This window comes from Microcoleus sp. AR_TQ3_B6 (assembly GCF_036702785.1).
In the GTDB taxonomy this organism is placed as follows: Bacteria; Cyanobacteriota; Cyanobacteriia; order Cyanobacteriales; family Microcoleaceae; genus Microcoleus.
Genome location: NZ_JAUBVJ010000063.1, coordinates 1 through 26,447, shown reverse-complemented (window position 1 = coordinate 26,447; position 26,447 = coordinate 1). Strand labels below are relative to the sequence as shown.

Here is a 26,447-nt window from a genome sequence, read left to right as displayed (position 1 = left end):
ACTAATCGGAGTACCGATATAGTGGGGGCACAGAAATTGCCGAGTTGACCAGTCAAGCGTGTTAAATCACTACGTTTAAGGTAAGCGTTAAAGTACCTACCAGAGAATGCGTTGCTAGTTCTCTGCCCTAGAACTTAAAAGTTAAACAGGTGTAAGGGTTAAGCCAGTGCTTTTAAGATAGTTACCGACCTTAAACATTGACGAAGCTAACATTACCCCGAAAGGGAGGACTTAAAATGTCTAACTTTGTTTTTGTACTTGATACCCAAAAACAACCGCTCAATCCAATCCACCCAGGAATGGCTCGTAAATTGCTAACTAATGGCAAAGCTGCTGTTTTTAAAAGGTATCCATTCACACTAATTCTCAAGGTAGAGGTAACAGCAACCCAAAAGCCAATCACTCTCAAAATAGACCCTGGCTCTCAAACCACTGGGTTCGCATTAGTGCAAGGAGAAAAAGTAATCTTTGGTGCCGAACTAACTCACCGAGGTCAAGCTATTAAAGCCAGCCTTGAATCTCGTCGTTCATTGCGTAGAGTCCGGAGAAATCGCCATACTCGCTATCGTCCAGCTAGATTCCTAAATAGAACTCGCCTTAAAGGTTGGCTAGCCCCAAGTTTGCAACATCGCGTTGAAACAACTCTAACATGGGTGACTAAATTGATGAAAGTTGCCCCCATTGTTTCTATTGTTCAAGAACTTGTGCGGTTTGACTTACAACAATTAGAAAACCCGGAAATTTCGGGAATTGAGTACCAACAAGGCGTTTTGTGTGGCTACGAGGTTCGGGAATATTTGCTCAACAAGTGGGAGAGAAAGTGTGCTTACTGTGGTGTGACAAATACACCATTACAAGTCGAACATATTCATCCTAAAGCTAAGGGTGGTTCTAATCGCATTTCTAATCTTTGCCTTGCTTGTGAAAAGTGCAATATCAAGAAAGGCACTCAAAATATTGAGCAATTCCTGTCTAAAAAGCCAGAGGTTTTAAAACGGGTTTTGTCTCAAGCAAAGCGTTCTTTAAAAGACGCGACAGCAGTCAATTCAACTCGTTGGGCATTATTTAATCGGCTTAGCATGACTGGTTTGCCTGTTTCTACTGGCAGTGGCGGATTAACAAAGTTCAATCGCACTCGATTAAGTCTAGCTAAAACTCACTGGTTAGATGCAGCTTGTGTTGGGAACGTTGAATCGCTGAAAATTTTAACAAACAAGCCGTTGTTAATTAAAGCTACTGGGCATGGGACGCGCCAAATGTGTCGTACCGATAAGTTGGGATTTCCATGTCGCTTTCCCGACTTAAGTTTGTTAAAGGTTTTCAAACTGGAGATATTGTCAAAGCAATCGTTACGAATGGCAAGAAAGTTGGTAAATATGTTGGGCGTGTTGCCGTTAGAACGAGTGGTTCATTTAATATTTCCGCATCAGAATTGGTGTCAGGGGTTAGCCACAAATATTGTTCAATTATTCACAGAAAGGATGGTTATTCGTATGCAGCATAAACCTTGCCCCCCTTTTCCTCCCACCATTGACCTGAGTACAGGTTCAGTGGGGGTCTCCAAGGGGGAAGACAGATGAAAATTGCTCTTTTCACTGAAACATTTCTGCCGAAAATAGACGGCATTGTTACCAGACTGATTCACACTATAGATCACTTGCAGCGATCGGGCGAACAAGTTCTGATATTTTCTCCAGATTATGGGATTAAAGAATACAAAGGCGCTAGAGTTTACGGTGTGGAGGGTTTGCCTTTGCCGATGTACCCGGAACTGAAAATGGCACTTCCTTCTCCGGCTGTCGGTCGCCAATTACAGCAGTTTAAACCGGATATTATTCACGTTGTTAATCCCGCTATTTTGGGATTGGGCGGTATATATTACGGCAAAAAGTTGAACATTCCGATTTTGGCTTCTTACCACACGCATTTGCCGAAATATTTGCACCATTACGGTTTTGGAGTCCTCGAACCTTTATTGTGGGAATTGCTCAAAGGTGCCCACAACCAAGCAGAACTGAATTTGTGTACTTCTACAGCAATGGTGGAGGAACTTAGAAGCCACGGGATCGATCGGGTAGATTTGTGGCAGCGGGGCGTAGATACTGAAATGTTTGTCCCCCAATTGGCAAGTCGAGAAATGCGATCGCGCCTTTCTGAAAATAACCCAGACAGTCCCCTGCTGCTGTACGTCGGCCGCCTCGGTGCAGAAAAAGAAATCGAACGCATCAAACCAGTCCTCGCAGCGATTCCCGACGCCCGCCTCGCCCTAGTGGGAGACGGCCCGCACCGGCAAACCCTCGAACAATATTTTGCCGGCACCCCCACTAATTTTGTCGGCTACCTCAAGGGGCAAGAACTCGCAACAGCTTACGCATCGGCCGACGCCTTCATTTTTCCCTCCCGCACCGAAACCCTAGGCTTAGTGCTCCTCGAAGCCATGGCTGCAGGGACGCCCGTAGTGGCGGCCCGCAGCGGCGGAATTCCCGATATCGTCACCGACGGCGTTAACGGATATTTATTTGACCCCGCCGACGAAGGAGGATGTCTCGCGGCCACCCAGCGTCTGCTTGCCAATCCTGAAGAACGGGAAACCCTGCGCCAAAACGCTCGCCGAGAAGCCGAACGCTGGGGTTGGGCCGCCGCCGCTGCACAGCTGCAGCGCTACTATCAATCAGTGGTATTTGCCCAGTCTGTACCCACAGCGGCCTAAATGTCCGGATCGGTAGCACCTTTAAACATTACCGCCACCTTAGCTTCTGGGTTCGATCGTCCTTCGATCGTCAGTTGGTAGCGTTGTCGGGATGTCCTCAAAGACAGATCGAACTTTTTTGCTGCATAAATTGCCGTCGCTATCCTGCTGTTGCGTTTACCATTAAACTATGAGTAGTTCTGTCGGAATGCCGATCGCGCTGCTTTCATAGCGCCCTTTACCTGACCGGATACGGTCGCCGAGTGCGCTAAAACAGTCACACCCCGCTCTTGCCGACCACACAGCCTCAAATGCACATTGCACTCTCGATCGAACTAAAGCCTGTCACCTAATTTTCAGGCCTTCAGTTTTGCGGACTCAAGTTCAGCTTGCATCGACCAAGTATCATCAGTCTCGATCCAGAGCCGCACAGCCAAATACTTTGCTAAACTTATCTAAACCTATCCGTTGTAACAACTTTATGTGAAAACTCTCACCCTTGCACCTGAATTAATTGGAGTATCCTACTATGTTTGCCCTCAAGCGAGCGCTCAAATTGAATAAAAACGAAGCGACCTTAATGGTAAAACACGCGGGATTTAGACGGGTGGCGTTTAACATGGATCTGAGCCTTCGGACTCAGATGTACGGCGAGGGTAAGTTTTCCGACTCAAAAGTGATTAATGAAATCAATAAACTTTTGAGCGATCGCATCAAGAAACAACCCGGATTTGCTGGGATGAATCAATTGTCGAGCAGGGTGTATCAAAATGCCTTGATTGACTTAAAAGATGCGTTTAGTAAGTATCGTTTGGGGCAATCAGGTCATCCCAATTTTGCTAGTCGCCGCTGGGGTCAATCGTTTACGGTAGATTCGTCAAAGGGAAAGGTTGTACTTGATGCGGGCTATACAATTAAGATTCCTAAACTTGGGACGTTTAGACTTCACGAACCCTTTGACTGTGGCTGGGTTTCCCAGACTTTTACCATTTCAAACGAAGGTAGTGGTTGGTTTGTTTCGTTCTGTGTTGATGCGGAACGTTTACCAGTCCAACAGCCTAAAAAAATCCTAGGTGTCGATCGGGGAATAAAATCCTTCGCCACCTTGAGCGAAGCCGAAGGGTCAAACAATCAAGTTTTTGAGGCGCCCAAGCCGCTAAAACAAGGGAAAACTAAGCTGGCAACATTGCAACGCCAAGCATCAAGACAAGCGAGGGGCTCCAACAATCACTGCAAAACCTACGCCCGCATCAGCCGCGTTCACGCCGGAATATCTTGCGTTCGTAAGGACTTTTTGAACAAGTTAACAACTTATTTAGCCAAAAGTTTTAAGCTGATTAAGATTGAAGACTTGAACGTGAAAGGGATGATGGCAAATCATAAGCTGGCGCGAGCGATATCAGACCTGGGTTTTTACGAATTTAAGCGTCAACTGACGTATAATTGCCTTATGTATATGGCAACAAGAGTGCTAGTCGATCGAGGGTTTCCTAGTTCTTTGACTTGCTCGAACTGCGGTCAAAAACAAGATCGGCAACTAAGTATTATAACATATAATTGTCAGTCTGGTGGTGTGTCTATTGATCGGAATTTAAATGCCAGTATCAATATTTTGAATGGGGAACCATCGGCAGCTAGGGGGATAGCCTACTAACCTTGGGATAGCCGACTCCCTCCACTACGTTAGACCCAACAGCGTTGCCAGTGAACGTCAATTAGCTTTAGCTAAGTTTGAGTAAGTTTTACGAAGCAGGTTGTCAAAAAACGATGCCTCAATCGAGCATATATAACAAGCAAACAGAAGTTGCGTTCACCACTTTTGAACTCACTATTTATGAAAGCGACAAGCGAGTGTCGGCGCGTTTCCAAACAACTTAAATCGTTTGTACGACCGCAGAATCAAGCGCCGATCGACCTGCGGGTCAGTCTACCCCTCTGAGAAAGCAGTTAATCATGACATTCTCCAATACTGGTAGCGTTCTGGCTACACTGACTCAAGTCAATTTTATGGGGGCATTGACCTCCCGTGTTAAGAGCCTGCCAGTTCCTGAATTAGTGTGCCTGCTCGACTTTATCACGGCTGAATTTCAGCAATTTATCCGGGCGATGGACCTGATTAACAATGAAGCACTCGAAACTCTCTTAGAGCAACTGTTAGATGCCTTCACTGTCAAAATAGGTCAAATTCTGCAAGCAGACCGGACAACAATTTTTTTGGTTGACTCCAACAAAAATCAACTGTGGCACAAAACAGTCGATCCACAGACCGGCGAAGATGTAGAAGTACGTTTGCCGATGGATGTAGGCATTTTAGGCTACGTAGCAACAAACGGAAAATCGATAAATGTCGCGTCGGCTCGATCGCACGAGCATTTTAATGCCGAAATAGACCAACCACCGGGCTATCAGATCGAGAGCATACTCTGTATGCCGATTTTTAGCAGCAAGAAAGAAGAACCCGTAGCGGTGGTCAGACTGTTAAATAAAGCTGGCGATGCCCCCTTTACCGAGGAAGACGAACAGCAGTTCCAGGCTTTTGCAGATTCGATCGGAATTATTCTCGAAAGCTGTCAGTCTTTCTACGTCGTCGCTCGCAACCAGCGAGGGGTTGCCGCACTCCTGAGAGCCACCACGACTTTGGGTCAAAGTCTTGACTTGGAAACAACTTTGCGCGCTGTCATGGATCAAGCTCGCGACTTGATGCAGGCCGATCGCAGCACGCTATTTTTGTTAAATCGGGAAACCAACGAACTGTGGACAAAAGTCGCCAAAGCCGACGGCAAAACGATCGTCGAAATCCGGATTCCTGCTAATAAGGGAATTGCTGGCTACGTGGCTTCGACCGGTCAACCTCTAAACATTACAGATGCTTACGACGATCCCCGCTTTGACCCCTCTACGGACCAGCAAACGGGATACCGCACTCGGACTGTCTTGTGTCTGCCGGTGCATAACGCTAAAGGTGAGCTGATCGGGGTGACTCAGCTAATTAATAAGAACCAAGGTACTTTCACCACTTCCGACGAAGAGTTTTTGCGAGCGTTTAATTCCCAAGCAGGGATGGCGCTGCAAAACTCTCAACTGTTTCAGAACGTGATGGTGGAAAAGCAGTATCAAAAAGATATGCTGCAAAGTCTTTCAGATGCAGTAATTTCCACAGATTTACAGGGACGAGTTGTCACAATTAACGAAGCAGCGCTGGAATTGTTAGGCTGTCCGGTAAATCAAGCTAAAAGCAAACACAATCCCCAAATTTGGGAAGAAAAACTGATTGACCGCTATGTTTGGGAAGTTGTGCCGATCGAAAATTTGCAATTTCGACTCGAAGACAGTCTCCACAATGCCGCCAGACATTACGTACCCGAACAAAGTTTAACTTTGGGACTGTTGGTGGAAAAAACCAGTTGTTCAGCAGAAACAGCAGCAAAAACAGAAGAAGAAGCAGCAGAAGCAACAGAAGAAGAAACTTACATTTTGGCCGTGCCCGATCGCACTGACCCGAATTTATATTACGCTTGGGGCGAAAACAGCGCGTGGACTGAGGAAGTAGCGCTGGCAGAATTAGCTAACGCCCAATCTCTATTTTCGCTGTCCAAAGCAGCCCTGTATCACCCTTATTGTCCGCTGCCCATCCCCGCCTCTCGAATTAAACTCATTGAACGCAGTTTGAATTTGACTGTCAACCCGCTGATCAATCCAGAAGGCGGCGTGCGCGGCGGTTTAGTGGTACTCGAAGACATCAGCCACGAAAAGCGGATGAAAAATACGATGTACCGCTACCTGACTCCTGGAGTCGTAGATAAAGTGATGGCCTTGGGCGAAGGCGCCCTGATGGTGGGCGAACGCAAAGAAGTGACTATTTTATTTTCCGACATTCGCGGCTACACCTCGCTGACCGAAAATCTGGGAGCCTCCGATGTGGTATCCCTGCTGAACGACTATTTTGAGACGATGGTGGAGGCCGTTTTCCACTACGAAGGCACTTTAGACAAGTTTATCGGCGATGCTTTAATGGCGGTGTTCGGCGCGCCCCTGCCGCTGAATCCCCCGGAAAGTCACGGTTGGATGGCGGTGCAGTCGGCTTTAGATATGCGCCGGCGTTTGAAAGAGTTTAATGATTCTCGCCCCGGCGCAGATCCGTTTCGCTTCGGAATTGGGATTAGTTCCGGAGAGGTGGTTTCGGGAAATATTGGTTCCCAAAAGCGGATGGATTACACGGTAATCGGGGATGCGGTGAATTTGAGCTCGCGCTTGGAACAGCTTACAAAGGAGTACGGCTGCGATATAATCTTGAGCGAATTCACCTACAGTTTGTGCCGCGAAGGGATTTGGGTGCGAGAGTTGGACAAGGTGCGGGTTAAGGGCAAAAATCAGCCGGTCGGCATTTACGAGTTGCTGCAAAATAGTTCTGAACCCATCGACGGGGAAACCCTTCGGTTTTTGGAACTTTACAGCAACGGTCGGGATGCTTATATTGCTAGAAATTTTCACAAAGCTATTAGTTGTTTTGAAGCGGCTTTAGCGATGCGACCGAGCGATCGAGCTGTGGAAGTGCACATCGAGCGCTCCCTCAGCTATTTGGAAATACCCCCGCCCGAGGATTGGGACGGCGTGCATACTATGACCAGAAAGTAGAATATTATATCACAGCCGAGTGTTGAAAAGAAAGAAGATTGGATAAAGTTTTGATATATTCCTTATGACAGAGTAAACAAGTGGAAAAATGTGAAAACATAAATCGGATGCCATATTAAAGTTAATATTTATTTCCAGGCTAACAATTAGATGAATTATTTATCTGTTCCCAATGCCACAAAAGCCGATCGGATTCTGGTAGTAGATGACGCACCAGATAATGTTTTGTTGGTGCAGACAATCCTGGAAGAAGAAGGTTACGAAATTAGCACGGCAGAGAATGGCTTTTCTGCCTTGAGCCAAATTGACAAGTCAGCCCCGGATTTGGTACTGCTAGACGTGATGATGCCGGGAATGGACGGTTACGAAGTCACCAAGCGAATGCGACAAAATAAGGAATTGCCCTTTATCCCGATTTTGCTGATCACGGCTCACGACAGTGCCAGCGTAGTCCAGGGATTGGACATGGGAGCAGACGATTTCATTCGCAAACCAGTAGAAATGGACGAACTGCTGGCGAGGGTACGATCGCTCCTGCGGCTAAAACACAGCGTAGACGAGCGCAATTCGATCGCCCTCCAGCGCGAAGATTTTGTCTCCCGCCTCGCTCACGACTTGCGGACGCCCCTGGTAGCAGCCGATAGAATGCTAACTTTAATGCAGCAGGGAGCTTTGGGAGAAATTTCGCCTCAGATGCGCGACGCCTTCGGGACAATGGTTCGCAGCAACAAAAACCTGATCGCGATGGTAAATATGTTGCTGGAAGTCTACCGCTACGAAGCAGGCCGCAAATCCCTAAGTTTCGCTCCCGTGGACTTGCGCCAGCTTATTACAGAAGTAGCTGAAGAACTATCTCCCCTAGCCGATGCTAAAGGTTTGTCGGTAAATTTAGACTTGACAGAAAGTGCAGAAAGTGCTCCGATTGCGAAGTATCCGGGCGATCGTCTGGAACTGCACCGCTTGCTGACAAATTTAATCGGAAATGCAATTAAATTTACCGACAGCGGCTCAATAGATGTCAGCTTAAAAGCTGCTAATTCACCTGCTTATACTAGCTTCAAAAACCAACCCCTGGCATGGGTAATCATAGAAATTAAAGACACCGGTGCCGGCATTTCGCCCGCAGCACAAACGAAGTTATTTGAAAGGTTTGGTCCGGGAACTCACTTGCGATCGGGTACAGGTTTGGGACTACACCTCTGCCGCCAAATAGTCGAAGCTCACCGCGGCACGATCGAGGTAAAATCAGAGTTGGGCCAAGGCAGTTTGTTTACTATTCGCTTGCCTTGTTAGATCGCTATAATTAACTCTCACTTTCGGGCGCTCCAGGCGCACATTAGTACAGATAAACTGTAATTGTAGGGTGTTCCGTGCGTACCTAATCGAATTATAGTTAATTTACCCGATGTCATTTCGCAACCGAATTTATGGCAATATGTCTAACTGTCCAGTGTGCAGTGCTCAATACATAGAAGAAAAAGCAGAGTTTTGCTCGATTTGCGGCTGGGATTTGACTCCCTACCCCCACCGTGCTAAGCCTTCCAAAACTTATTTAAAAAAAGAACAAGTTAGATTGCAGTGGGCAAAACAAATGTGGGAATTGGCCCGCAATCAACAAAATTGGTCAGCGAAATTAGATGAGTTGCAGGGGGAATTGCAGCAAGGTGCGATCGCCCGCACGTACCTTCAATCTCAGTTAGAATGGGTTTTGTACCGCCTCGAACAACTAAACCCCGAATTGATTGTCAGCACTCTAGTGCGGCTGGAAGATAAAATCGGCGCTATACCTGACAAAACTCCGGCTATCTCTGAAGTGGGGATGGACTACCGACAACTGACAAAGCTATTAGAAACCGGAAAATGGCGCAAAGCTGATGAACACACTTGGGAAATCTTGCTGCAAATCGCTGTCAGGGAAGACGAAGGCTGGCTGAGTTGGGCCGATATTGACAGTTTTCCTCCTACAGACCTTCGCACGATCGACCAACTTTGGCAACAATACAGCAGCGGGCGGTTCGGGTTGAGCGTGCAGCAGCAGATTTGGCAAAGTACCGGGGGAAATTATACAGAATTTTGCGATCGAGTCGGCTGGCGAGTCAAGGAAAATTGGAAATATTACAGCGAACTCTCCTTCAGCGAAAATGCTCCCCCCGGACATCTCCCCATCACCGCATGGAGACAGCGCGCCTGTTACGGGGCCGGTAAACTCACCGCAGCAGAAAACTTTGCCCGCATCGCCCAGAAACTTGCAGGTTGCGATCGGTAATCATCCCAAATAAAAAAATCAAAATCGACATTAACTGCTATAATCAAAACGGTTTAGCAACTGGGGCTGTGGCTCAGATGGATAGAGCAAGCGCCTCCTGAAGAATCGGGCACCCTGCGAGGAAACTCCGGGAGTGAATGTGGTCAAACTCGGTGAAACCTAAAGAGCTCGTGGGTTCCTATGACTCTAAGGCAATACCAAGCCAAGCCTGAGTTAATGGCGATTAAACCATCGCCTTTATGGAAATCAGGAAGGTTTAGAGACTAGACGGCCACCACCTAAAGGCTGCAAGCCTATGGTGAAGGTATAGTCCAGAGAGTGGGGAAACTCACACAAATCTGAAGCGCTAGGTCGCCGGTTCGAACCCGGCCAGTCCCGTCAAAAATCCAGAAAAATTAACAGCAGGAGGGGAAAGCCTAAGTTTTTCCCCTCTGTTTTGCATATCCCCTAAGGAATTGGCTCCCAGACAAGTAGAGCAACTGCCTTGGCGGTTGCTATAAAATCTGAAATCGAAAATCTCAAATCACCTGTTTAAGCCCCACCACAAGCGTAGAGTCAATCTAAAATCTAAAATCTAAAATCTAAAATCTCTGATCCCCCGATCCTTTTTTAAATTTTAAATTTTAATTCCTGTTAGTGGGCTGTACGTGCGGTATTTTTTGTTATGGTTCCTTTGTGAGTTACATAAAATTTTTATAGGTTTAGATGTGGTTAAGAATCAATTTAAACAAGCGGCGTTACAAGCGCTTGAAGACTTCACGCAGTTTTTGGTTCCTAGTAGGGCTTTTGATGGCGTGTTGGTTTGGCTATCAGCACCTTAAGAGCGAATTTCAGAGACCCCAAGCTTTGTTAGTTCTAGGTGGGGCTATTGAGCGAGAGGTGTTTGCCGCCAAATTTGCTCGGACTCATCCTGAATTGCCGATTTGGGTGTCGTCAGGCAGCAATCCAGAGTTCGCCGAATGGGTTTTTTCAGAAGCGGGGATTGAGTCCGATCGCGTCCACTTAGACTACAGAGCGGTGGATACGGTAACAAATTTTACTACGCTGGTAGATGAATTGAAAGCTCAAGGGATTGAGAGCGTGTATCTGATCACTTCTGACGATCATATGCGGCGAGCTCAGATTATCGGCGAAATCGTGCTCGGCAGTCGAGGCATTAGTTTTAAGCCTGTGGCAGTTCCGTCTGGGCGAACCCCCGAACCGATGGAAAAAGCTCTGCGCGACGGTGCTAGGGCTATTCTTTGGCTGACAACCGGTTATACAGGTGCTAACTTCACCCAAGCCAGAATTCAATAAATCAAGGGAAGAATTAAGCAAGTTTTAATGTTTTTTCCATTACCTCAGGTTTTAAAACTTGTCTCATCTAGCGATTTAACGAACCGCGAAGACGCTGATGAAAAATGCGTAATAGAAGAGAATAGAAGAGAACGAGTAGTTTAAAATTAGTAGATGAACTTCAAAAGCTAAAGTTAATGACCGACCAAATTCTGCCGCAAGTTCTGGAGCAAATTTTGAGTGGCAGCAAGACTGCGGATGCTGTTTTTTCTGCTTTGTTGCCCGCTTTAGGCGAGGTGTTAAATTGCGATCGCGTCTTTCTGTACCTGCGCAATCCTGAAACCCAAAGGGGCCGAGTACCTTACTGCTGGCGTCGCAACTCAAACTATCCAGATGTTAGCGGCGCGGAATGGAAAAAAGAACCGGAATCTTTAGGGGAAGAAGACCCTTTGTTTGCCGCAGCTTTACGAACTAAACCGTCAATTTTTGTTGAGGATGTTGAAACAGCGAATCCTGAAGTTGTCAACAAAGATTTTGAGGCAAAAGTGTTCGGACATAGAGCTTTGATTCACGCTCACCTTTGTTCTGACGGCTTATTGTGGGGGGTTTTGCAGCCTTGTATTTTCGATCGCCCCAGAGTTTGGACTGACTTCGATCGCCAAGTTATCGCAGCAGTTACAGAAAAAATTTCGCCCTTAGCTGTTGCTTTTGTCACTGCCTCAGCATCAAAAGATCAGCGATAAAAATCAATAATTTACCTGTAGGGAACCCGCGGGCAATGAATTGCTGTCAACTTAAGACTAAAACCACCTCTAGATCGGGGTTGTAGCCGAATCTCAATCCCCCTCGCGTCCCCCCGACGGGGGACGAAAGATTGTTTCCTGTTCCCCCCTTTTTTAAGTAGGGGGGAGCGAGGCGCTAATTTTCACACACAAAAAGTCGGCTACTAAATTTGAGCTGGTTGTTATCAGCAATGGTGGGGTGTCGCCGGCCCTACAGATAGAGCTGGTGGACAATAGCTGTTTAAAAAACGCCCCAATTTTGAATGCCCCGACTGCTGAAAATCCCTTGAGCCCGACTAATATCATCCTCAGTGCCATCTACTACCACCAAATAATCGCCCGCCTGCAGGCGATCCGTGTAAGTTCTAGCTGTTTCTTCGGGAATTCCCAAGTCAGTCAAGGCCTTCACCACTCCACCGAAAGCCGCAGCCGCGACGCCAGTGCTTGCTACACCAGCCACCAGTGAGGCACCCAAAGTCCCCGCTGCAATTATCGGCCCGATTCCGGGAATAGCTAAACTTCCCAGACCCACTAGCACGGTGGCTAAAGCACTATTTGTCAGAGTGTCTGCTACCACTCCTGCTCCTGTGTCTAGATTTTTATCGCCCACCTGAGCGATGGTTTCAGTCTCGCCTACAGCCTCGCCTGCATCCCTAGCAACAACCGAAACTTTATCCATTGGAAACCCGGAAGATTTCAATTCTGTCAGAGCTTGCTCGGCATCTTCGCGGTTAGAAAACAATCCCAAGGCGCGGGTTTGATTGCTTGTTACCATATCTTTCTTCTTATCTCCTGTCCAATTAAATTCAAATTCAAGCCTAATTATTGCGCTTGTTTTCAATCACTTATATTGATATTTTTCGATGTTTATCTTCAGCATTCATCTATCTGTAGATATAACCTGAAAAACAGCAACAAAAGTTATAAAATCAGCGACCCAAATCGTGCATGGCATTAATCTCGGTTGCACATCTTTGAGTCAGCGCTTCCAACTCCTTGCGATCCGATGAACCGGGCGCTTCAATTAGCTTGCCAATTCGCACCGTCAGCGGCACCGGACGCGGCACTGCCGAACCTTTGGACGAAATGGCGTGAGTTCCCCACAAACTAACAGGTAACAGCGGCGCTTTAGCCTTAGCAGCTATCAGCGCAGCACCTAATTTCGGTTCAGTAATTCTGCCGTCTGGCGTGCGAGTTCCCTGCAAAAATACACCCGTCGCCCATCCATTTTCCAAAGAGTTGATAGCCGAGCGAATTGCACTGCGATCGCTACTTTCCCGTTTGACAGGATAAGCGCCGTACAGCGTAATTGCCTGCTTCAAAATAGGAACTTTAAATAACTCTTCCTTCGCCATAAATGCGACCGGCCGCCTCATGCAATTAGACAAAATCGGCGGGTCAAAATCGCTGGCGTGATTGCTGACTACCACCAGCGGCCCTTCTGTCGGAACATTTTCTGCACCGTAGATGCGACCCCGAAAGTACAGGTGCAGCATCGGGCTGACAATTGACCACTTGAATAAATAGTAGAGAAGTAAACTTTCGACTGGTTCGCGACTTTTGCTCACAGAAAACCTGAGATTTTAAATTACATTGAATATTAGCCTATCAGTTCAGCAATGACAAATGAATAGTATTTTGAGTTTTGTAGGGTGCTTGTGCCGCACCATTGGTGTCAACTTAAGGAAAAAAGGTTGCCGGCAGTTGGAAACCGCGCCTACACAAACAAAACCCACCTACGTGGGTTAAAGAAGAAGTCCGCCTTCGCGGACGCAAGCTTGTGTAGCGCTATACTTCAGTCTGGCGAATTCTTTGCCAAGGCTCAATTTTCGGCAAGCATTGCTTTTTGTCCTTCAGGGGAAGTTGCGTAACCCAAGAAATCCTTAACTGTTTGGCTAGGAGGGTTTTTGTAGGCGTAGTACAAGTGCCGCTTGTAAGGATAGTTACCAGCATCCGGCGTCGCACCGTTGACGGAAACAACGCGCACCGTTTTCTGATTGACTACTTGAGCGAAAGTCGCATAGCCAATGCCGTTGTTGCCTAAAGCTTGCAGCAGGGGAGTTGTCGCATCTCGATCGAGCTTAGTGATATTCGGCCCCGTGCCAAAATTAGCGCCAGAGAGCACTTGTTCTTTAAACGTTTGGTGAGTGCCGCTAACTTCGGGTCGATTTATCACTTTAATCGGGCCTGCAGGGCCGCCGACGTTGGACCAGTCTTGAGCATTTCCCTGGAAGATATCTTGAACTTGAGCGGAAGTTAAACCTCCTTTAAACGGGTTGTTAATCCCGACTACGAGGGCGATCGTATCTAGGGCAACGGGCACCGCTGCCAAACCCTGACCTTGTTCTTGAGCCGTCAAAGGTCGCGATATCGCTGCAATATCGACTGTTCCCGCCGCCAAATCCTGAATTCCTTTTTCAGAACCGTTCGCTTTTGTATCGACTCTCGTGCCGGAAAACTTGCCTTGAAAGCCGTTTTTGAGGTTCTGATTGATTGTCACCATGCTGGTGGAACCGTCTATTCTCACGGCTGTACCCGCAGGCACGGAAGCGGGAAGGGCAAAGGAAGGAGCAGCTACAGGCGGTGCTGGGCGGCTTGCTGGGGCGTTCGGCAGGGGCGAAGCACCGCCTGCGGGTGTGGGAGCGGGTGTATTATTAGCATCCTGGGACGCTGGTTTGTTGAGAAAAAAGAACCAACCGCCACCGGCGAGCAAGAGAAATAACAGAATAAAAACTATGGGGGGAGGCCCGCTCTTAGCCATAAAATTTTCCTTAGCTGGGAAGTTCTTCGTTGTTGGAGTCGTCTAACATTTCCAGCCTGCGATTAACTTCCTCGTCTAAGGTCATATTTTCTAATTCTGCCTGAAGTCTTTCTTGCGGGTTTTCAGATATTTCTGCTAAAGCTTGCTGTTCGAGGTGGTGGTTTTGGACGGCGTTTCTGGCTTGCTCAAACTGCGATTGAGCTGAATCGATACTGAGGTCGTTGTTGACTTTGGATATGGCTCGGAGGGCTTCGTTAATCTCGGCCATATCTTTCATATTTTGCATATCAGTTTTGTAGGCTTCCAGCTTCATCCGTTCTCGATTTAGCTTGTCTTTGGAAGCGTTGACGTACTGTTCGGCTTGTTTTACTTGGGATTCTAACTGCGGCAGAATTTGTTCTGTCTGAATTAGTTTGGACATTGCGAAGCGGGCTGCTTCATCGTTGCCGTTGCGCTTGGCTGTGATGGCTTGGCGCTCTACGGTTTGCATTTCCCTAACTTTTTCTTCATATTTCGTTTTGGCGCGCTGGTAGGCTGCAACTTGGGTGGAGACTGCTGCTGCTAGCTTTTGCACTGATTCTTGCATCGATCGCAGCGACTCTTCGGCTACCGCCACCGCCACCGGGCCGCCGGATTCTACGGGCAGTCCCCACATCCAGTTCCAGGCACCTACTATGGTTCTGCCTGCCTTGTCGCCCATCAACCAGTAAAGGACTTTTTTCATATAAAACACTCGGTAAGCTTGGTTTTTACGCCTAGTTTACATCAGGAGTTGTCGAGCGCCCGCTCAGGTCGATCGATATCTACAATTTTAATAAATATTTTCTAAATGTCTGGATCGTCTATCCCCAAGTGGCACAACAGGCAATATTCAGATTTGCCTGTTGTGCGATTCGTTTTTGGGCAATCTTCGGATCAATTAACTCTAAATTTTTTAGCCTGCGTAATAACAGACTAAAAATAGATTAAGCGGGCAAATCTGCAAAACTGCTAACATTTACCAGCGCTAAATCGGGACAAGTCCGTTTGATCAAACCTGTGAGAACTTTGCCCGGGCCAATTTCCACTACGCGATCGATTCCTTGTTGTGGCAATTGCAGAGAAATTTCTCGCCACCGCACGCCTTTGGTCATCTGCTGAGTCAACCGCTGCTTTAAAGTGGCTGCGCTGGTAGTGGCTGAGGGTTCTGCGTTCGAGAGCACCAGCATTTTCGCATCGGAAAACCTTGCAGACTTTAACGCTAGTTGAAACTCTGCCGCCACTGATGCCATCAGGGGAGAGTGAAACGCCCCAGAAACATTCAATTTAACGGCGCGTTTGACTTTGATTTTGGCAAGCAAATCTTCTACTGCTGCGGGCGTTCCAGAAATCACGACTTGTGCTTCGCTGTTGTCGTTTGCCAGCACCACATCTCGGCTGTATTGAATTTGCAGTTCTAGTTCCTGCCTGTCGAACCCGATCAAAGCCACCATTTGCCCGCCGGAGGCGGAGTCCATGAGTTCGGCGCGGCGTTTGACTAAGCGCAATCCGGTTTCAAAGTCAAAGACGCCTGCTGCGTAGAGGGCAACGTATTCTCCTAAACTGTGACCGGCAACCACTGCGGGCCGATCGCTTTTTTCTCGCACTAAGTCGGTCAAAATACTTTCTACTACGAACAAGCAAGGCTGAGTGTAGAGAGTCCGAGATAGTTTTGCTTCTTCTTTTTGGCAAACTTCCGCGACAGACCAGCCTAAAATTTCTTTAGCGAGTTCAAATTTGGCTTTGGCTGTTGGCAAGTTTAACAAGTCTGCACCCATCCCGATCGCCTGGGAACCTTGTCCGGGAAATACCCATGCTGTTTTAGTCATTTTTCCGGTAATCTGCTAATTGGTGGTTGCTAATTGGTGATTGCAAAAATTCTTTGTTTCCCGCTTCTTTCGTTCGCTCGCTGGTATCCGCTATCTTTCGGTTAACGAACTATCTACTGGCGACTCACAATTATAACCTATAAATGCGATTTTTACCAGGTTTATTTTTTTTGCTACTTTAATCAGATTAATAGCCGTAGCACAATGTTAAACCTTCAAGCCTGGGAAAGTCGATCGAAGAATAGAGGATTTTCAATCTCAGGGCGGGCTTGTCAAGAACTCCTGTTCCGAGGGAGTAAGGCTGCGCCCCTTGCCCTATGTATGGCTTGTTAAAGGATTTGTATTATGCAACGGTCGCACTCCCGACAATCATTAGCTAAAGTTTAAAGCCGCCAAACATTATACCAGTTCTCAAAGAGAATAAAATTGCTGGTCCGCGAGCTCAACCCATAGTTCATCAGCGATTCTCTATCGAAAATCAAAAATGGTATTACCGTGATTCCCAAGAGCGAAAATCGCCAATCGAAAATCGAAAATCGCTTTACCTTCCCCATTGAAAGATTGCCGCCCCCCAAGTCAAACCTGCGCCGAAACCAGCCGCAGCAATAGTATCGCCCGTTTTAACTTTACCCTGACGCACTGCTTCGTCCAAGGCAAGGGGAATTGAAGCCGCTGAGGTATTGCCGTAATTTGCCAAATTGCTGATTACTTTTTCCGGGGGAATCTTTAGCCTTTGGGCCACTGCATCGAGAATCCGCTGATTGGCTTGGTGCAACAGCAGCCAGTCAATTTCTGACTGGGTGACATTTGCCCGAAACATAGCTTTTTCTATGACTTCCGGCACTTTTTTCACGGCAAAGCGATAGATTTCTTGACCATTCATTGTGATGGGATTAAATCCGCCAATTCCGACGCTGACGCCTTCAATTAATTCTTTTGACTCGGCTTTGTAAGCCAAATTGAGAGATGAATTTTGCGTGCCGTCGCTGCGAATTTCAAATCCCAAAAAGGAATCGACTTCTGAAGCTTGCAATACCACCGCACCTGCACCGTCTCCAAATAGAATGCAAGTACCCCGATCCGACCAATTCACCCAGCGAGACAAAATATCTGCTCCGATCAGCAAAACATTTTGATAAACCCCTGTCCGAATGAACTGTGAGGCTGTAACTAAGCCAAAAATAAAGCCAGAACAAGCTGCTGTCAAATCAAAAGCCACTGCTTTTGTGGCGCCCAACTGATATTGAATTTTACTGGCAGTGCCAAACAAATCGTCAGGACTTGAGGTCGCCAAAATAATCAAATCAATATCTGTCGGCGAAATTTCTGCCATGGCGATCGCCTGAAGCGATGCTACCGAGGCTAAATCGCACAAAGAAGTGCGATCGTCTGCCAGCCTGCGGGAGCGAATGCCCGTCCGCGCCCCTATCCATTCGTCATTCGTTTCTACTATCTGACTCAAACCGTTATTATCAAGCGAAACCTGCGGTGTACAAGAGCCGCTACCCGTGACGGCAATTCCGAACCCTGATTGCTGCAACATTCCTCTCCATTTACTCGCTGTTCGATCGAGAAATTAAAAATTAAAAACTACCAATTAAAATTATTTTTTAAACTGCTGAAATTACTTTTTTTAAGCAAAAACGCTTGTTTAAGCTGACATTTTTAATTTGACATTTTTAATTTTTAATTTCTACTTACTGCCTTTAATTCACGGCTTCTTGTTCCAGAGCGCTTTGGTGATTGGACGATCGAATTCGCTCCAGCACTTGGTTGTCAATAGCCTCCTTCGCCAAACGAATGGCATTAAAAATCGAGGCAGCTTGAGACGAACCGTGGCTGATAATGCAAACTCCAGCAACGCCCAGCAGCAAACCGCCACCGTGTTCAACGTGGTCTACCCGCTGCTTAAACCCCTTGAGGCTTTCTTGCAGGAGGGGAGCGCTAATTTGATTTTTGAGTCCGGCAGCCAATTCTTCCTTAAGCACTTGCACCACGACTTCGCCCACTGCTTCGGCAAACTTCAACAACACGTTGCCCACAAACCCGTCGCAGACAATCACGTCGAACTTCCCAGACAGCACGTCGCGGCCTTCGGCATTGCCCACAAAAGGAATGTTCGGGTTGTCCACCAATAACTGGTGAGTTCGCACCGCGGCGTCGTTGCCTTTAGAAGGTTCTTCGCCAATGTTGAGCAGGCCGATTTTAGGTTCGGCGACGCCCAGCACGCACTGGCTGTAAATAGTTCCCATAAGAGCGAACTGCTCCAAAAATTTGGGGCGGCAGTCCACATTAGCGCCGACATCGAGAATGAGTACAGAGGTGCCCGGTATCATTGTCGGCAAAACCGCACCGATCGCAGGGCGATCGATTCCGGCGAGCCGCCCCAACCTCAGCAGGGCAGCAGCCATTGCCGCGCCGGAGTGACCGGCGGACACCACAGCATCGGCTTGCTGCTGCTTTACCAAGTTCATCGCTACGTTAATCGAAGCTTTGGGCTTGCGTTTGAGGGCACTCAAAGGTTCTTCGTGCATTTCGACCGCTCCTTCTGAAGGAACGATTTCTAGCTGACCTGTAGAGACGCGGCCGATCGCGTCTTGTTGCCGGAGCGAGTCTTCTATTTGCTGCGGGTCGCCCACGAGCAAAATCTCTACGCCTAATTCTTCTTGTGCCTTAAGCGCTCCAGCTACAACTTCGGCGGGGGCGTGATCCCCACCCATAGCGTCTATCGCAATTCTTGCGCGTGTCGATCCCATTGACCAATGTTTGAGAAACACTAAAAATTCTACCAGGAAGTCAGGAGCGTGAATCCATTCGTCTGAATAAAGAACTAAAATCCGCTCGCGCCCGATCGGACAATTGTCATGGGATGTGCGTTCCGAGTGTCGCGCCCCTAGCGAGCTGCTGGGAAAACGATCCATCGGCGGTTTCAACCGTAAGAAAGCATTACACGGGGATTGTTTGATTGGGTGTAATGAATGTAATGTACTTTCACTCCTGACAATTACCGACTCAAACCTTACAATCGGCGATCGCATAATATTTGGCTTTTTCTAGCCTCCCTTACGGGGTAATGTTAGCTTGCCCCGAAAGTTTACCGTCGGTACTCGATTTAGGACACTGATTTAACCCAATAAATCTGTTTAATCCTAAATGAACCGATTCCAGGAACTAGCCGATCCTCCCTTGGTAGGTCTTTAAACTCTTGCCGTTAACCTAGTACGCAGGGTACGCAAGTCTGGTTAACTGTGGTTTAAGTCAAAGGCCAAAAGCCAAGCGTGTCTTTAGACCCGGGTCGTTGACTTCCGACTACTCTGATAGAGCTTGTTTTGTCACTACTTTACTATTTTTGACTGCAAATTGAAAAAATCAATGAAATACTTTACATGACCGGAAGCACTTTAGTCCGGGGTCCCCGGATTCATTCCGAAAGCAGACTCAGGACGGAGCGAGAAAAAAGCTCCCCATCCCGAGCGCAAGCCTCCGGATTTATCAGCGGGAGCGCTTTCTTCAATCTAAAATCTAAAATCTAAAATCGATTGACTTTAGGAGTAAAAAATGCTGGATTTATTTAGCTCAGGGTTCATGTCTCTGTGGCTGGACATGGCTGGGGTAGGCAGTGCCGCGCCTAATGCTGCCTCAGTGCTGGCTTGGCGGGGAGGGATACCCGGGTTAGTGGTGGCCCAAGATTTGGCTTTTGGGGGAATAGATGCGGCAAATGCAGACTTGCCCGCAGCAGCGACGGTGCGGGAATATTTAAAAGAGTTGAAAGACAAGAAGCTGATTGACGGGAATCAGGGAATTTGGGTGCAAGCGGGAATGGTGCCGCTGGTAAGTCAGCAGGGGAAGACGCTGATGCCTGGGGCTTCGCTGACTAAGATTGCGACTTCTCTGGCGTCGCTTACGACTTGGGGCGCGGATTATCAGTTTGAAACGCGGTTCCGAGCAACCGGGCCGATTAGCAATGGTGTATTGCAGGGAGATTTGGTGGTCAGCGGCGGGGGCGATCCGCTGTTTGTGTGGGAGGAGGCGATCGCCGTGGGCAATGCTCTCAATCAAATGGGTATAAATCGTGTGGCGGGAAATTTGGTGGTGACAGGCAATTTCCGCATGAATTACGAGTCCGATCCTGTGGTTGCGGGGGAGATACTGCGGCAGGCCCTCGATGGCCTCCGTTGGCCTCGGGACGTGCTGGCAATGTATTCTAAGATGGCTCCGGGAACTAGAAAGCCGCAAGTAACGGTGACCGGCAGCGTCATTGCTGAGAAATTTGTCAGTTCGGGGCGTTTGCTGCTGAAGCGCCGATCGCTCCCTTTAGCGGAAATTCTCAAGCAGATGAACGTCCACAGCGACAATGAAATGGCTCAGATGCTGGCAGACGATTTGGGCGGGGCAAAGATAGTGCAGCAGCAAGCGACTTGGGCTGCGGGGGTGCCGGAGGAGGAACTTCAATTAGTTAACGGTTCGGGATTGGGAGTGGAAAATCGGATGTCTCCGAGGGCGGCTTGTGGGATGATGCAGGCGATTGCCCGCAACCTTCAGACTACTGGGCTGACAGTTGCTGACTTGTTTCCGGTGTCCGGGCGCGATCGAGGAACTTTGGAACACCGACACCTGCCGCGATCGGCTGTGGTCAAAACTGGTACTTTGGACACCGTAATTGCTTTGGCTGGAGCAATCCCCACGCGCGATCGGGGTTTAGTGTGGTTTGCAATTATTAATCGCGGCACTGATTGGGACTCTTTGAGAGAACAGCAAGATATATTTTTGCAAAAATTGGTGCAGCAGTGGGGAACTGCATCGATTTTACCATTCGCAATTACACCGCACATTGACGGCGCCAGACCTGCCTTGGGGGCAGCAAATCGCAGTGATATTTTGCTGGGAGGTTAAGAAATAGGGGTTGAGTTGGGGTTCGCACAAAGACGACCGACATAATAGCTTACAATTGAAACACGACTATTCTGCAAGAAGATGATCAAACTGCGACTCAAGAGATACGGGAAAAAACGCGAGACAAGCTACCGGATTGTAGCGATGAACAGTTCTACCCGCCGCGACGGCCGTCCTCTAGAAGAGCTCGGCTATTACAACCCCAGAAATAACGAAACCAGGCTGGATGTTCCAGCGATTGTCAAGCGCCTGCAACAAGGCGCTCAGCCAACTGACACCGTGCGTGACATCCTCAGAAAAGCCCATGTATTTGAACAAGTCGGAGCCGGAGCCAACGTTGAATCCAGCACAACAGCAGTCAGCTAGTCCCAACTACGCAGGACTGGTTAAGTTTTTAATTGGGCCTTTTTTAGAGACCCCAGGTTCTTTGCGGGTAGATTGCGAACTGCACCCGCGCCAATCCCGGGTCTGGGTTAGGCTCGCTTTTGAAGATCCCGACAAAGGCCGGGTTTACGGTAGGGGCGGACGCAATATTCAGGCAATTAGAACTACCCTCGAAGCGGTGGCGCAGACGGCAGGTCAGTCGCTCTACTTAGATATATACGATGGCGAAGCGGGCGATCGTGCCTCGGGACCGCCCAGGGGCGATCGCGATCGCCCGGAGCGCGGCGCGCGCGCGCCCCGCGGGGCCGTCCGACCCCGGATGCCACCTCCGTCGCCGAGTCCCTTAGGTAGCAGAACTCCGAGAGAACAACCTCGCCGTACTAACACACCTACGTTTAGAACGAGCAGAAATACTCCCGGTTATTAACTGCAGAACCCAAAAACAATTTTAGATTTTAGATTGCCTGTTGTAGACTTTGTATTACAAGCCCCGCTGACATTTGAGATTGCCGGTTTTGCGATCGGACACCAATGTAAAATTTAAAATCTCAAATGTCAGCAGGATTAGGTACATCTAAAATCTAAAATCTAAAATCTAAAATCTAAACTTGCCTGACTTGATTGAAAGGAGATTTGATTTGTATCTCAAGCACCAAACTCATTTGGGAGCTAAATCTAAAAGACGCCTTAGATACTAGGTAAAACCTACTAACGGGCGTTTTTTTGTTCGCAAAAAGTGACTGATTTAACTGTTAATTGTTAACTTTTAATTGCTTATTTGGAGGGAGCTTATGTTGGCATGATTGAAAAATTAACAATAGAGTTGCCGAGCACTCAAAGCGCGATGTCACTCTCGGGCCATCAAGAAGAAAACCTGAAAATGATGTCTAAGCAAACCGGCGCTAACCTGGTAATGCGAGGGCAAGAACTGCTGATTTCCGGCACAAAAAGTCAAGTAGAATTGTGTCATAAATTAGTGCGATCGCTCTCCGACTATTGGAAATCCGGCAAAAATATTACCGGAGTTGAAATCCAGACGGCGCGCCAAGCCTTGGATACCAACCGCCAAGGCGATTTACAAGACTTGCAGCGAGACGTTCTCGCCAAAACCCGCCGCGGCGAAGAAATTAGAGCCAAAACCTTCAAGCAGCGGCAATACGTCCAAGCAGTACGCACGCACGACCTGACATTTTGCATTGGCCCCGCTGGTACTGGCAAAACATTTCTAGCAGCTATTTTCGCCGTGCAAGCGCTGTTGAGCAAGCAGTACGAACGGCTGATTTTAACAAGGCCAGCCGTGGAAGCTGGCGAAAAATTAGGCTTTTTGCCGGGAGATTTGCAGCAAAAAGTCGATCCCTATTTGCGCCCGCTTTACGACGCCCTACAAGAAATGATCGACCCTGAAAAAATGGCCGATTTAATGGAAAGAGGCCTGATCGAAGTAGCTCCTTTAGCTTATATGCGGGGGCGCACTCTCAGCAATGCTTTCGTAATTTTGGACGAAGCTCAAAATACGACCCCGGCTCAAATGAAAATGGTGTTGACTCGTCTGGGCTTTCGATCGAGAATGGTAGTGACGGGCGATATCACTCAAACAGATTTGCCACCAAACCAACTGTCGGGATTGTCAGTTGCCCAAAACATCCTGCGCAACGTTGAGGGCATTGCTTTCTGCGAATTTTCTCAGGCGGATGTGGTACGACACCCGCTAGTGCAGCGGATTGTCGCTGCTTACGAACTGCACGAAAAATAGTCCTTAGTCATTAGTCCTTAGTCATTAGTTGTTGGTTGTTAGTTATTATTGTTTTTAATTACCAATTACCAATTACCAATGCCCAATTCCCAATGCCCAATTCCCAAATTAAATTATGCCTAATCTGAAAGAATTCTTGGAAGCTTGCGAACCATTAGGAACGCTGCGTTTAATCGTGACTAGCAGCGCGGCTGTGCTGGAAGTTCGCGGTTCAATTCACAAGCTGTTTTATGCGGAGTTGCCGAAGGGTAAATATGCCAATATGCACGCCGATATATTTGAGTTTCACTTGAATATGGACAAAATCAAACAGGTGAAGTTTGAAACGGGCGAGGCGAAAAGAGGCAATTTTACTACTTATGCAATCCGTTTTCTGGACGAACAAAATGAGGCTGCTTTGAGCGCGTTTTTGCAGTGGGGAAAACCGGGGGAATACGAACCGGGACAGGTAGAAAATTGGCACCAATTGCAGGAGAAATACGGGGAAGTTTGGGAACCTGCACCTGTTGAGGCGCTTTAAAACATAAGCTTTTGCACATTGAAATTGCATATTGGGGGCGGGCTCTCCTGCCCAGATCCTACTCCCCACAAGAATAAAATTGATTTTTGTGGGGAGTAGGATGCCTGTTTCCCAGAAGGGTATAAAATACGATGCTTAACTCGTTTGTTGTCTAATTTTTGAATTAATGAACTGCTGAAGGCGCAGAGAACGCCCAGAAGAGATAAAGAAGAGAAAGAGAGACAGAAGGTTAGTTGTTTGAATGTGATGGGGTATGAAGGTATTTTGGAGTTTTTGTTTGGTTTTGCTGGTGTTGCTGTGGGGTGGCGGTGCGAGGGCGGGGGTTTTGGGCGATCGCCTATCCAGTTTTCCTAATTGGGAAAGCAAGCCTCCTATCGCTGTCGCTAAGGGAGATTTGGTATATCCCGACTGGATGGCCGGCAATTGGAATGTGGCGAGCACTTTGGTGGATTTAGCCGCTCCTTTAGCCCCAAATATTGTCACGCCTGGGTTTGAAAGCAACCGCCAGTATTTGCAGCAGCCAGTATTATTTAAAGTGCGATTTCAACCGGAAAAAAACATTGGTCTTATTTATAATTATACATCTAAAAAAGCTACAAAGATTGTAGCCGATCGCACTTTTAACGGTTTGAATATTGCCAAGGCTTATTTAGGCGACGGTGGCGTACTTTCGGTGAAAGTCGATCCGACCAATCCCAACCGCCAAATTACTATTTTGAAAGGGGAACGCCAATTAATTTCGAGTGTTACCAGTCGGGGAACTGAGACGCCGAATCCTCGCGAGTTTGTGTCTACAGAGATTTCTCAGCAGGTGTTTCGGGGAGAGTCTGATATTTATTTAAACGAGGTGGAAACAACCACGGCTTATCGAGTTGTTGGAGGCGGAGAAAATGGCAATCCTGCGAGTAAAAGAATTGAGGCGGATCAGGTGACAGCGATTTATTTGTCGCCGCAAGACCCGGATTATTTTGCTGCTGGGGGGCATCCTGTGGCTTTGTACCGATATCGCTTGGAGTTATTGCCGGGAGAATAAGCTAATTTATGGTGAATTATTAGTATGGCAACTCTAGGGGGGCGAAGGGCATGGGAACGAATAATACAAGCTATCTCAACTGGCATTAATCCAAAAGCCAGCGACTTTCAAGTGTGGGCGGAGTCACAACAGGGATGGCATCCTACTCAAACACCTAATGGCCCGTTAAAATATTTTGATAAAAACCGAGTAGCTAGGCTAACGCTTAAACAGGGAACTCCAAGAGCTCCGGGAAGCAATCATCCTCATGTAGAGTTGAGAAATCCCAAAGGCAGTAGAATAGATCTACAAGGAAAGCCGGTCACCAGAAAAAGTACAGCTAATCATACTCCTATCGCTTGGGACATTTAACAATGGAACGCTTAAACTACTGCCAGTTGCCGGGATTTGAAAATATTTATTTAGAGGATAGCTATGTACTCAGCATTATTAATGCTAAAATATATATACAAATCCTCTTAGAAGCTGTCCTCACTGAGAATCACCCTCTATACACTCCAGCCTTATCTGGGGAACAGTATTGTTATCGGCAGATGACAATACTGTTCCCCCATCCTCAAACCTACGATTTGGTTCTGACCAACATCAGCGCAATTGCAGATCCAGATGGTAGCGTGGATTACGGGAACATAGACGATTTTTTTATGGAGGATGACAAATACTATTTAAGAGGGGAATGGGGAGAACTTACTATAGTTTCCGATCCACCCCGACTTGTTGATAAAAACTATTTAATTGTCAGAAACGGCGAGAATTTTATTCAAATTAATAAGGATAAAATCAGTCTTTGTGAATGGAAAAGGGAAAGGGGAGGAGTAATCAGCTTAGTTTACGAAAACGATTTTGGAAGTCCTTTATCTGTTCAAATTGAGGCAGAGCAAGATCCCGAAGGCTTTGAAGCAGCTTTGGAGTATATGAACGAACTTGAAACAGGTCATACAAATGATATTACAGGAGGAGGCTAACTGACATTTGACAAAATCAAGCAGTATTATGCCCCTAATTTTAATCAGGAAAATGTGCAAGCATTTTCTGTTAAATATCCAAGCTCAGCGGGTAATCAATATTCGATTTCGGCAATTACTTCCGACCATTAAGGTGAAATCTCGATCTAGGCATGGTGAAGTGAGGATTCAAGAAGTCTCTACTAAATTGTGCTTGTCCTCAACAATCTTAGCTTGATAGAGAAATTCTTCCAACAGTTTGAAGAATTTATCGAGAGCATCTTTTTCATCAACAGAAAAGAAGAGAATGATACTGTCCCATCCGTGAGTTGACGTAATTTGATATCTTTCTTGTATCCACTCTTGAAATCCATCAAGTGCTCTCTGTTTAGCCCGTCCGGGTGATGGTTGTCAAAAATAATTTCTATGTTGTTGATAACTTTGACACTCTCCGGGCTAAAGCCACGGAGATTCTGAAGAAACTACCAAAGGGTAATTCTTAAGGGCGCTGTCAAAACACCTCTACCAACTCCGTCAAGGTCAAGCCCTAACATTGTCGCTACTTTTCTTAAAATGTTGGCAGCCCCATTGCAGTCAGCATTAATATACCAGTTTTTCGCACCCGTCCGGTACAAGCCACGTTTTACTCGCCTACCTGTTTCTTT

Annotated in this window: 21 protein-coding genes and 3 pseudogenes; 15 read left to right on the top strand and 9 right to left on the bottom strand. The window is 47.3% G+C overall.

Annotated elements, in window-relative coordinates; genetic code table 11:
- The first annotated feature begins 236 nt into the window (after window positions 1–236).
- The 8 genes and pseudogenes from iscB to QUB56_RS25295 all read left to right on the top strand — a co-directional run bounded on the left by iscB (window position 237) and on the right by QUB56_RS25295 (window position 11,608).
- Window positions 237–1,504 (top strand): annotated as a pseudogene (iscB, locus tag QUB56_RS25330) (RNA-guided endonuclease IscB).
- A gap of 72 nt (window positions 1,505–1,576) precedes the next feature.
- Window positions 1,577–2,710 carry a glycosyltransferase gene (locus tag QUB56_RS25325; RefSeq protein ID WP_332958948.1) on the top strand — a complete coding sequence of 378 codons (1,134 nt, stop codon included), beginning with the start codon at window positions 1,577–1,579 and terminating at the stop codon, window positions 2,708–2,710.
- A gap of 508 nt (window positions 2,711–3,218) precedes the next feature.
- Entirely contained in the window at window positions 3,219–4,343 is a 1,125-nt protein-coding gene (locus QUB56_RS25320) for a transposase (RefSeq protein ID WP_332958947.1), read from the top strand.
- A gap of 299 nt (window positions 4,344–4,642) precedes the next feature.
- A complete protein-coding gene (locus QUB56_RS25315; RefSeq protein WP_332958945.1) occupies window positions 4,643–7,324 on the top strand; it encodes a GAF domain-containing protein in 2,682 nt (893 codons plus the stop codon).
- A 150-nt stretch (window positions 7,325–7,474) separates the two neighbouring features.
- On the top strand, window positions 7,475–8,617 hold the full coding sequence (locus QUB56_RS25310) for a hybrid sensor histidine kinase/response regulator (protein ID WP_332958943.1): 1,143 nt from the start codon (window positions 7,475–7,477) through the stop codon (window positions 8,615–8,617).
- 142 nt (window positions 8,618–8,759) lie between these two features.
- On the top strand, window positions 8,760–9,590 hold the full coding sequence (locus QUB56_RS25305) for a GUN4 domain-containing protein (RefSeq protein WP_332958941.1): 831 nt from the start codon (window positions 8,760–8,762) through the stop codon (window positions 9,588–9,590).
- Between the two features lie 705 nt (window positions 9,591–10,295).
- On the top strand, window positions 10,296–10,886 hold the full coding sequence (locus tag QUB56_RS25300; protein WP_332958940.1) for a YdcF family protein: 591 nt from the start codon (window positions 10,296–10,298) through the stop codon (window positions 10,884–10,886).
- Between the two features lie 176 nt (window positions 10,887–11,062).
- Window positions 11,063–11,608, top strand: coding sequence for a GAF domain-containing protein (locus tag QUB56_RS25295; protein ID WP_332958938.1), 546 nt, complete (start codon window positions 11,063–11,065; stop codon window positions 11,606–11,608).
- A 280-nt stretch (window positions 11,609–11,888) separates the two neighbouring features.
- Here QUB56_RS25295 and QUB56_RS25290 read toward each other — a convergent pair whose 3' ends face one another.
- The 7 genes from QUB56_RS25290 to plsX all read right to left on the bottom strand — a co-directional run bounded on the left by QUB56_RS25290 (window position 11,889) and on the right by plsX (window position 19,011).
- Window positions 11,889–12,422, bottom strand: coding sequence for a hypothetical protein (locus tag QUB56_RS25290; RefSeq protein WP_332958937.1), 534 nt, complete (start codon window positions 12,420–12,422; stop codon window positions 11,889–11,891).
- A gap of 154 nt (window positions 12,423–12,576) precedes the next feature.
- Window positions 12,577–13,215 carry a lysophospholipid acyltransferase family protein gene (locus tag QUB56_RS25285; RefSeq protein WP_332958935.1) on the bottom strand — a complete coding sequence of 213 codons (639 nt, stop codon included), beginning with the start codon at window positions 13,213–13,215 and terminating at the stop codon, window positions 12,577–12,579.
- Between the two features lie 254 nt (window positions 13,216–13,469).
- Window positions 13,470–14,408: a substrate-binding domain-containing protein gene (locus QUB56_RS25280; protein WP_332958934.1), complete on the bottom strand. Its 939-nt coding sequence runs from the start codon at window positions 14,406–14,408 to the stop codon at window positions 13,470–13,472.
- A gap of 10 nt (window positions 14,409–14,418) precedes the next feature.
- Window positions 14,419–15,132 carry a PspA/IM30 family protein gene (locus QUB56_RS25275; RefSeq protein ID WP_332958933.1) on the bottom strand — a complete coding sequence of 238 codons (714 nt, stop codon included), beginning with the start codon at window positions 15,130–15,132 and terminating at the stop codon, window positions 14,419–14,421.
- Window positions 15,133–15,373: 241 nt separating this feature from the next.
- Complete coding sequence (gene fabD / locus QUB56_RS25270) at window positions 15,374–16,255, bottom strand: ACP S-malonyltransferase (RefSeq protein ID WP_332958931.1); 882 nt, start codon at window positions 16,253–16,255, stop codon at window positions 15,374–15,376.
- Window positions 16,256–16,796: 541 nt separating this feature from the next.
- Window positions 16,797–17,798: a beta-ketoacyl-ACP synthase III gene (locus tag QUB56_RS25265; RefSeq protein WP_332958930.1), complete on the bottom strand. Its 1,002-nt coding sequence runs from the start codon at window positions 17,796–17,798 to the stop codon at window positions 16,797–16,799.
- Between the two features lie 163 nt (window positions 17,799–17,961).
- Entirely contained in the window at window positions 17,962–19,011 is a 1,050-nt protein-coding gene (gene plsX / locus QUB56_RS25260) for a phosphate acyltransferase PlsX (protein ID WP_332958973.1), read from the bottom strand.
- 802 nt (window positions 19,012–19,813) lie between these two features.
- On the opposite strand from plsX, the gene QUB56_RS25255 reads away from it, so the two are divergent.
- From QUB56_RS25255 to QUB56_RS25225, 7 genes are all read left to right on the top strand, one after another.
- Entirely contained in the window at window positions 19,814–21,148 is a 1,335-nt protein-coding gene (locus QUB56_RS25255; RefSeq protein WP_332958929.1) for a D-alanyl-D-alanine carboxypeptidase, read from the top strand.
- 81 nt (window positions 21,149–21,229) lie between these two features.
- A complete protein-coding gene (gene rpsP / locus QUB56_RS25250) occupies window positions 21,230–21,514 on the top strand; it encodes a 30S ribosomal protein S16 (protein WP_332958928.1) in 285 nt (94 codons plus the stop codon).
- On the top strand, window positions 21,486–21,959 hold the full coding sequence (locus tag QUB56_RS25245) for a KH domain-containing protein (RefSeq protein WP_332958927.1): 474 nt from the start codon (window positions 21,486–21,488) through the stop codon (window positions 21,957–21,959). The genes rpsP and QUB56_RS25245 overlap by 29 nt, the downstream gene beginning before the upstream one ends.
- Before the next feature lie 372 nt (window positions 21,960–22,331).
- Entirely contained in the window at window positions 22,332–23,285 is a 954-nt protein-coding gene (locus QUB56_RS25240; RefSeq protein WP_332958926.1) for a PhoH family protein, read from the top strand.
- A gap of 115 nt (window positions 23,286–23,400) precedes the next feature.
- A complete protein-coding gene (locus tag QUB56_RS25235) occupies window positions 23,401–23,805 on the top strand; it encodes a ChuX/HutX family heme-like substrate-binding protein (protein ID WP_332958925.1) in 405 nt (134 codons plus the stop codon).
- 253 nt (window positions 23,806–24,058) lie between these two features.
- Window positions 24,059–24,838: a DUF6816 family protein gene (locus QUB56_RS25230; RefSeq protein ID WP_332958924.1), complete on the top strand. Its 780-nt coding sequence runs from the start codon at window positions 24,059–24,061 to the stop codon at window positions 24,836–24,838.
- Window positions 24,839–25,191: 353 nt separating this feature from the next.
- On the top strand, window positions 25,192–25,803 hold the full coding sequence (locus QUB56_RS25225; RefSeq protein ID WP_332958923.1) for a hypothetical protein: 612 nt from the start codon (window positions 25,192–25,194) through the stop codon (window positions 25,801–25,803).
- Between the two features lie 182 nt (window positions 25,804–25,985).
- On the opposite strand, the pseudogene QUB56_RS37390 reads toward QUB56_RS25225, so the two are convergent.
- Window positions 25,986–26,222: pseudogene (locus QUB56_RS37390) on the bottom strand (hypothetical protein); the annotation flags it as partial.
- Between the two features lie 42 nt (window positions 26,223–26,264).
- Window positions 26,265–26,447 (bottom strand): annotated as a pseudogene (locus tag QUB56_RS25220) (RNA-guided endonuclease TnpB family protein); the annotation flags it as partial.

Bases quoted from the DNA above. Each gene is read 5' to 3' on its own strand.
- QUB56_RS25255 (WP_332958929.1), top strand. From the start codon at position 19,814: ATGCTGGATTTATTTAGCTCAGGGTTCATGTCTCTGTGGCTGGACATG.
- QUB56_RS25265 (WP_332958930.1), bottom strand. From the start codon at position 17,798: ATGTTGCAGCAATCAGGGTTCGGAATTGCCGTCACGGGTAGCGGCTCT.
- QUB56_RS25325 (WP_332958948.1), top strand. From the start codon at position 1,577: ATGAAAATTGCTCTTTTCACTGAAACATTTCTGCCGAAAATAGACGGC.
- QUB56_RS25310 (WP_332958943.1), top strand. From the start codon at position 7,475: ATGAATTATTTATCTGTTCCCAATGCCACAAAAGCCGATCGGATTCTG.
- QUB56_RS25315 (WP_332958945.1), top strand. From the start codon at position 4,643: ATGACATTCTCCAATACTGGTAGCGTTCTGGCTACACTGACTCAAGTC.
- QUB56_RS25290 (WP_332958937.1), bottom strand. From the start codon at position 12,422: ATGGTAACAAGCAATCAAACCCGCGCCTTGGGATTGTTTTCTAACCGC.
- plsX (WP_332958973.1), bottom strand. From the start codon at position 19,011: ATGGGATCGACACGCGCAAGAATTGCGATAGACGCTATGGGTGGGGAT.
- QUB56_RS25300 (WP_332958940.1), top strand. From the start codon at position 10,296: ATGTGGTTAAGAATCAATTTAAACAAGCGGCGTTACAAGCGCTTGAAG.
- rpsP (WP_332958928.1), top strand. From the start codon at position 21,230: ATGATCAAACTGCGACTCAAGAGATACGGGAAAAAACGCGAGACAAGC.
- QUB56_RS25305 (WP_332958941.1), top strand. From the start codon at position 8,760: ATGTCTAACTGTCCAGTGTGCAGTGCTCAATACATAGAAGAAAAAGCA.
- QUB56_RS25280 (WP_332958934.1), bottom strand. From the start codon at position 14,408: ATGGCTAAGAGCGGGCCTCCCCCCATAGTTTTTATTCTGTTATTTCTC.
- QUB56_RS25230 (WP_332958924.1), top strand. From the start codon at position 24,059: ATGAAGGTATTTTGGAGTTTTTGTTTGGTTTTGCTGGTGTTGCTGTGG.
- QUB56_RS25320 (WP_332958947.1), top strand. From the start codon at position 3,219: ATGTTTGCCCTCAAGCGAGCGCTCAAATTGAATAAAAACGAAGCGACC.
- QUB56_RS25240 (WP_332958926.1), top strand. From the start codon at position 22,332: ATGATTGAAAAATTAACAATAGAGTTGCCGAGCACTCAAAGCGCGATG.
- QUB56_RS25275 (WP_332958933.1), bottom strand. From the start codon at position 15,132: ATGAAAAAAGTCCTTTACTGGTTGATGGGCGACAAGGCAGGCAGAACC.
- QUB56_RS25235 (WP_332958925.1), top strand. From the start codon at position 23,401: ATGCCTAATCTGAAAGAATTCTTGGAAGCTTGCGAACCATTAGGAACG.
- QUB56_RS25295 (WP_332958938.1), top strand. From the start codon at position 11,063: ATGACCGACCAAATTCTGCCGCAAGTTCTGGAGCAAATTTTGAGTGGC.
- QUB56_RS25225 (WP_332958923.1), top strand. From the start codon at position 25,192: ATGGAACGCTTAAACTACTGCCAGTTGCCGGGATTTGAAAATATTTAT.
- fabD (WP_332958931.1), bottom strand. From the start codon at position 16,255: ATGACTAAAACAGCATGGGTATTTCCCGGACAAGGTTCCCAGGCGATC.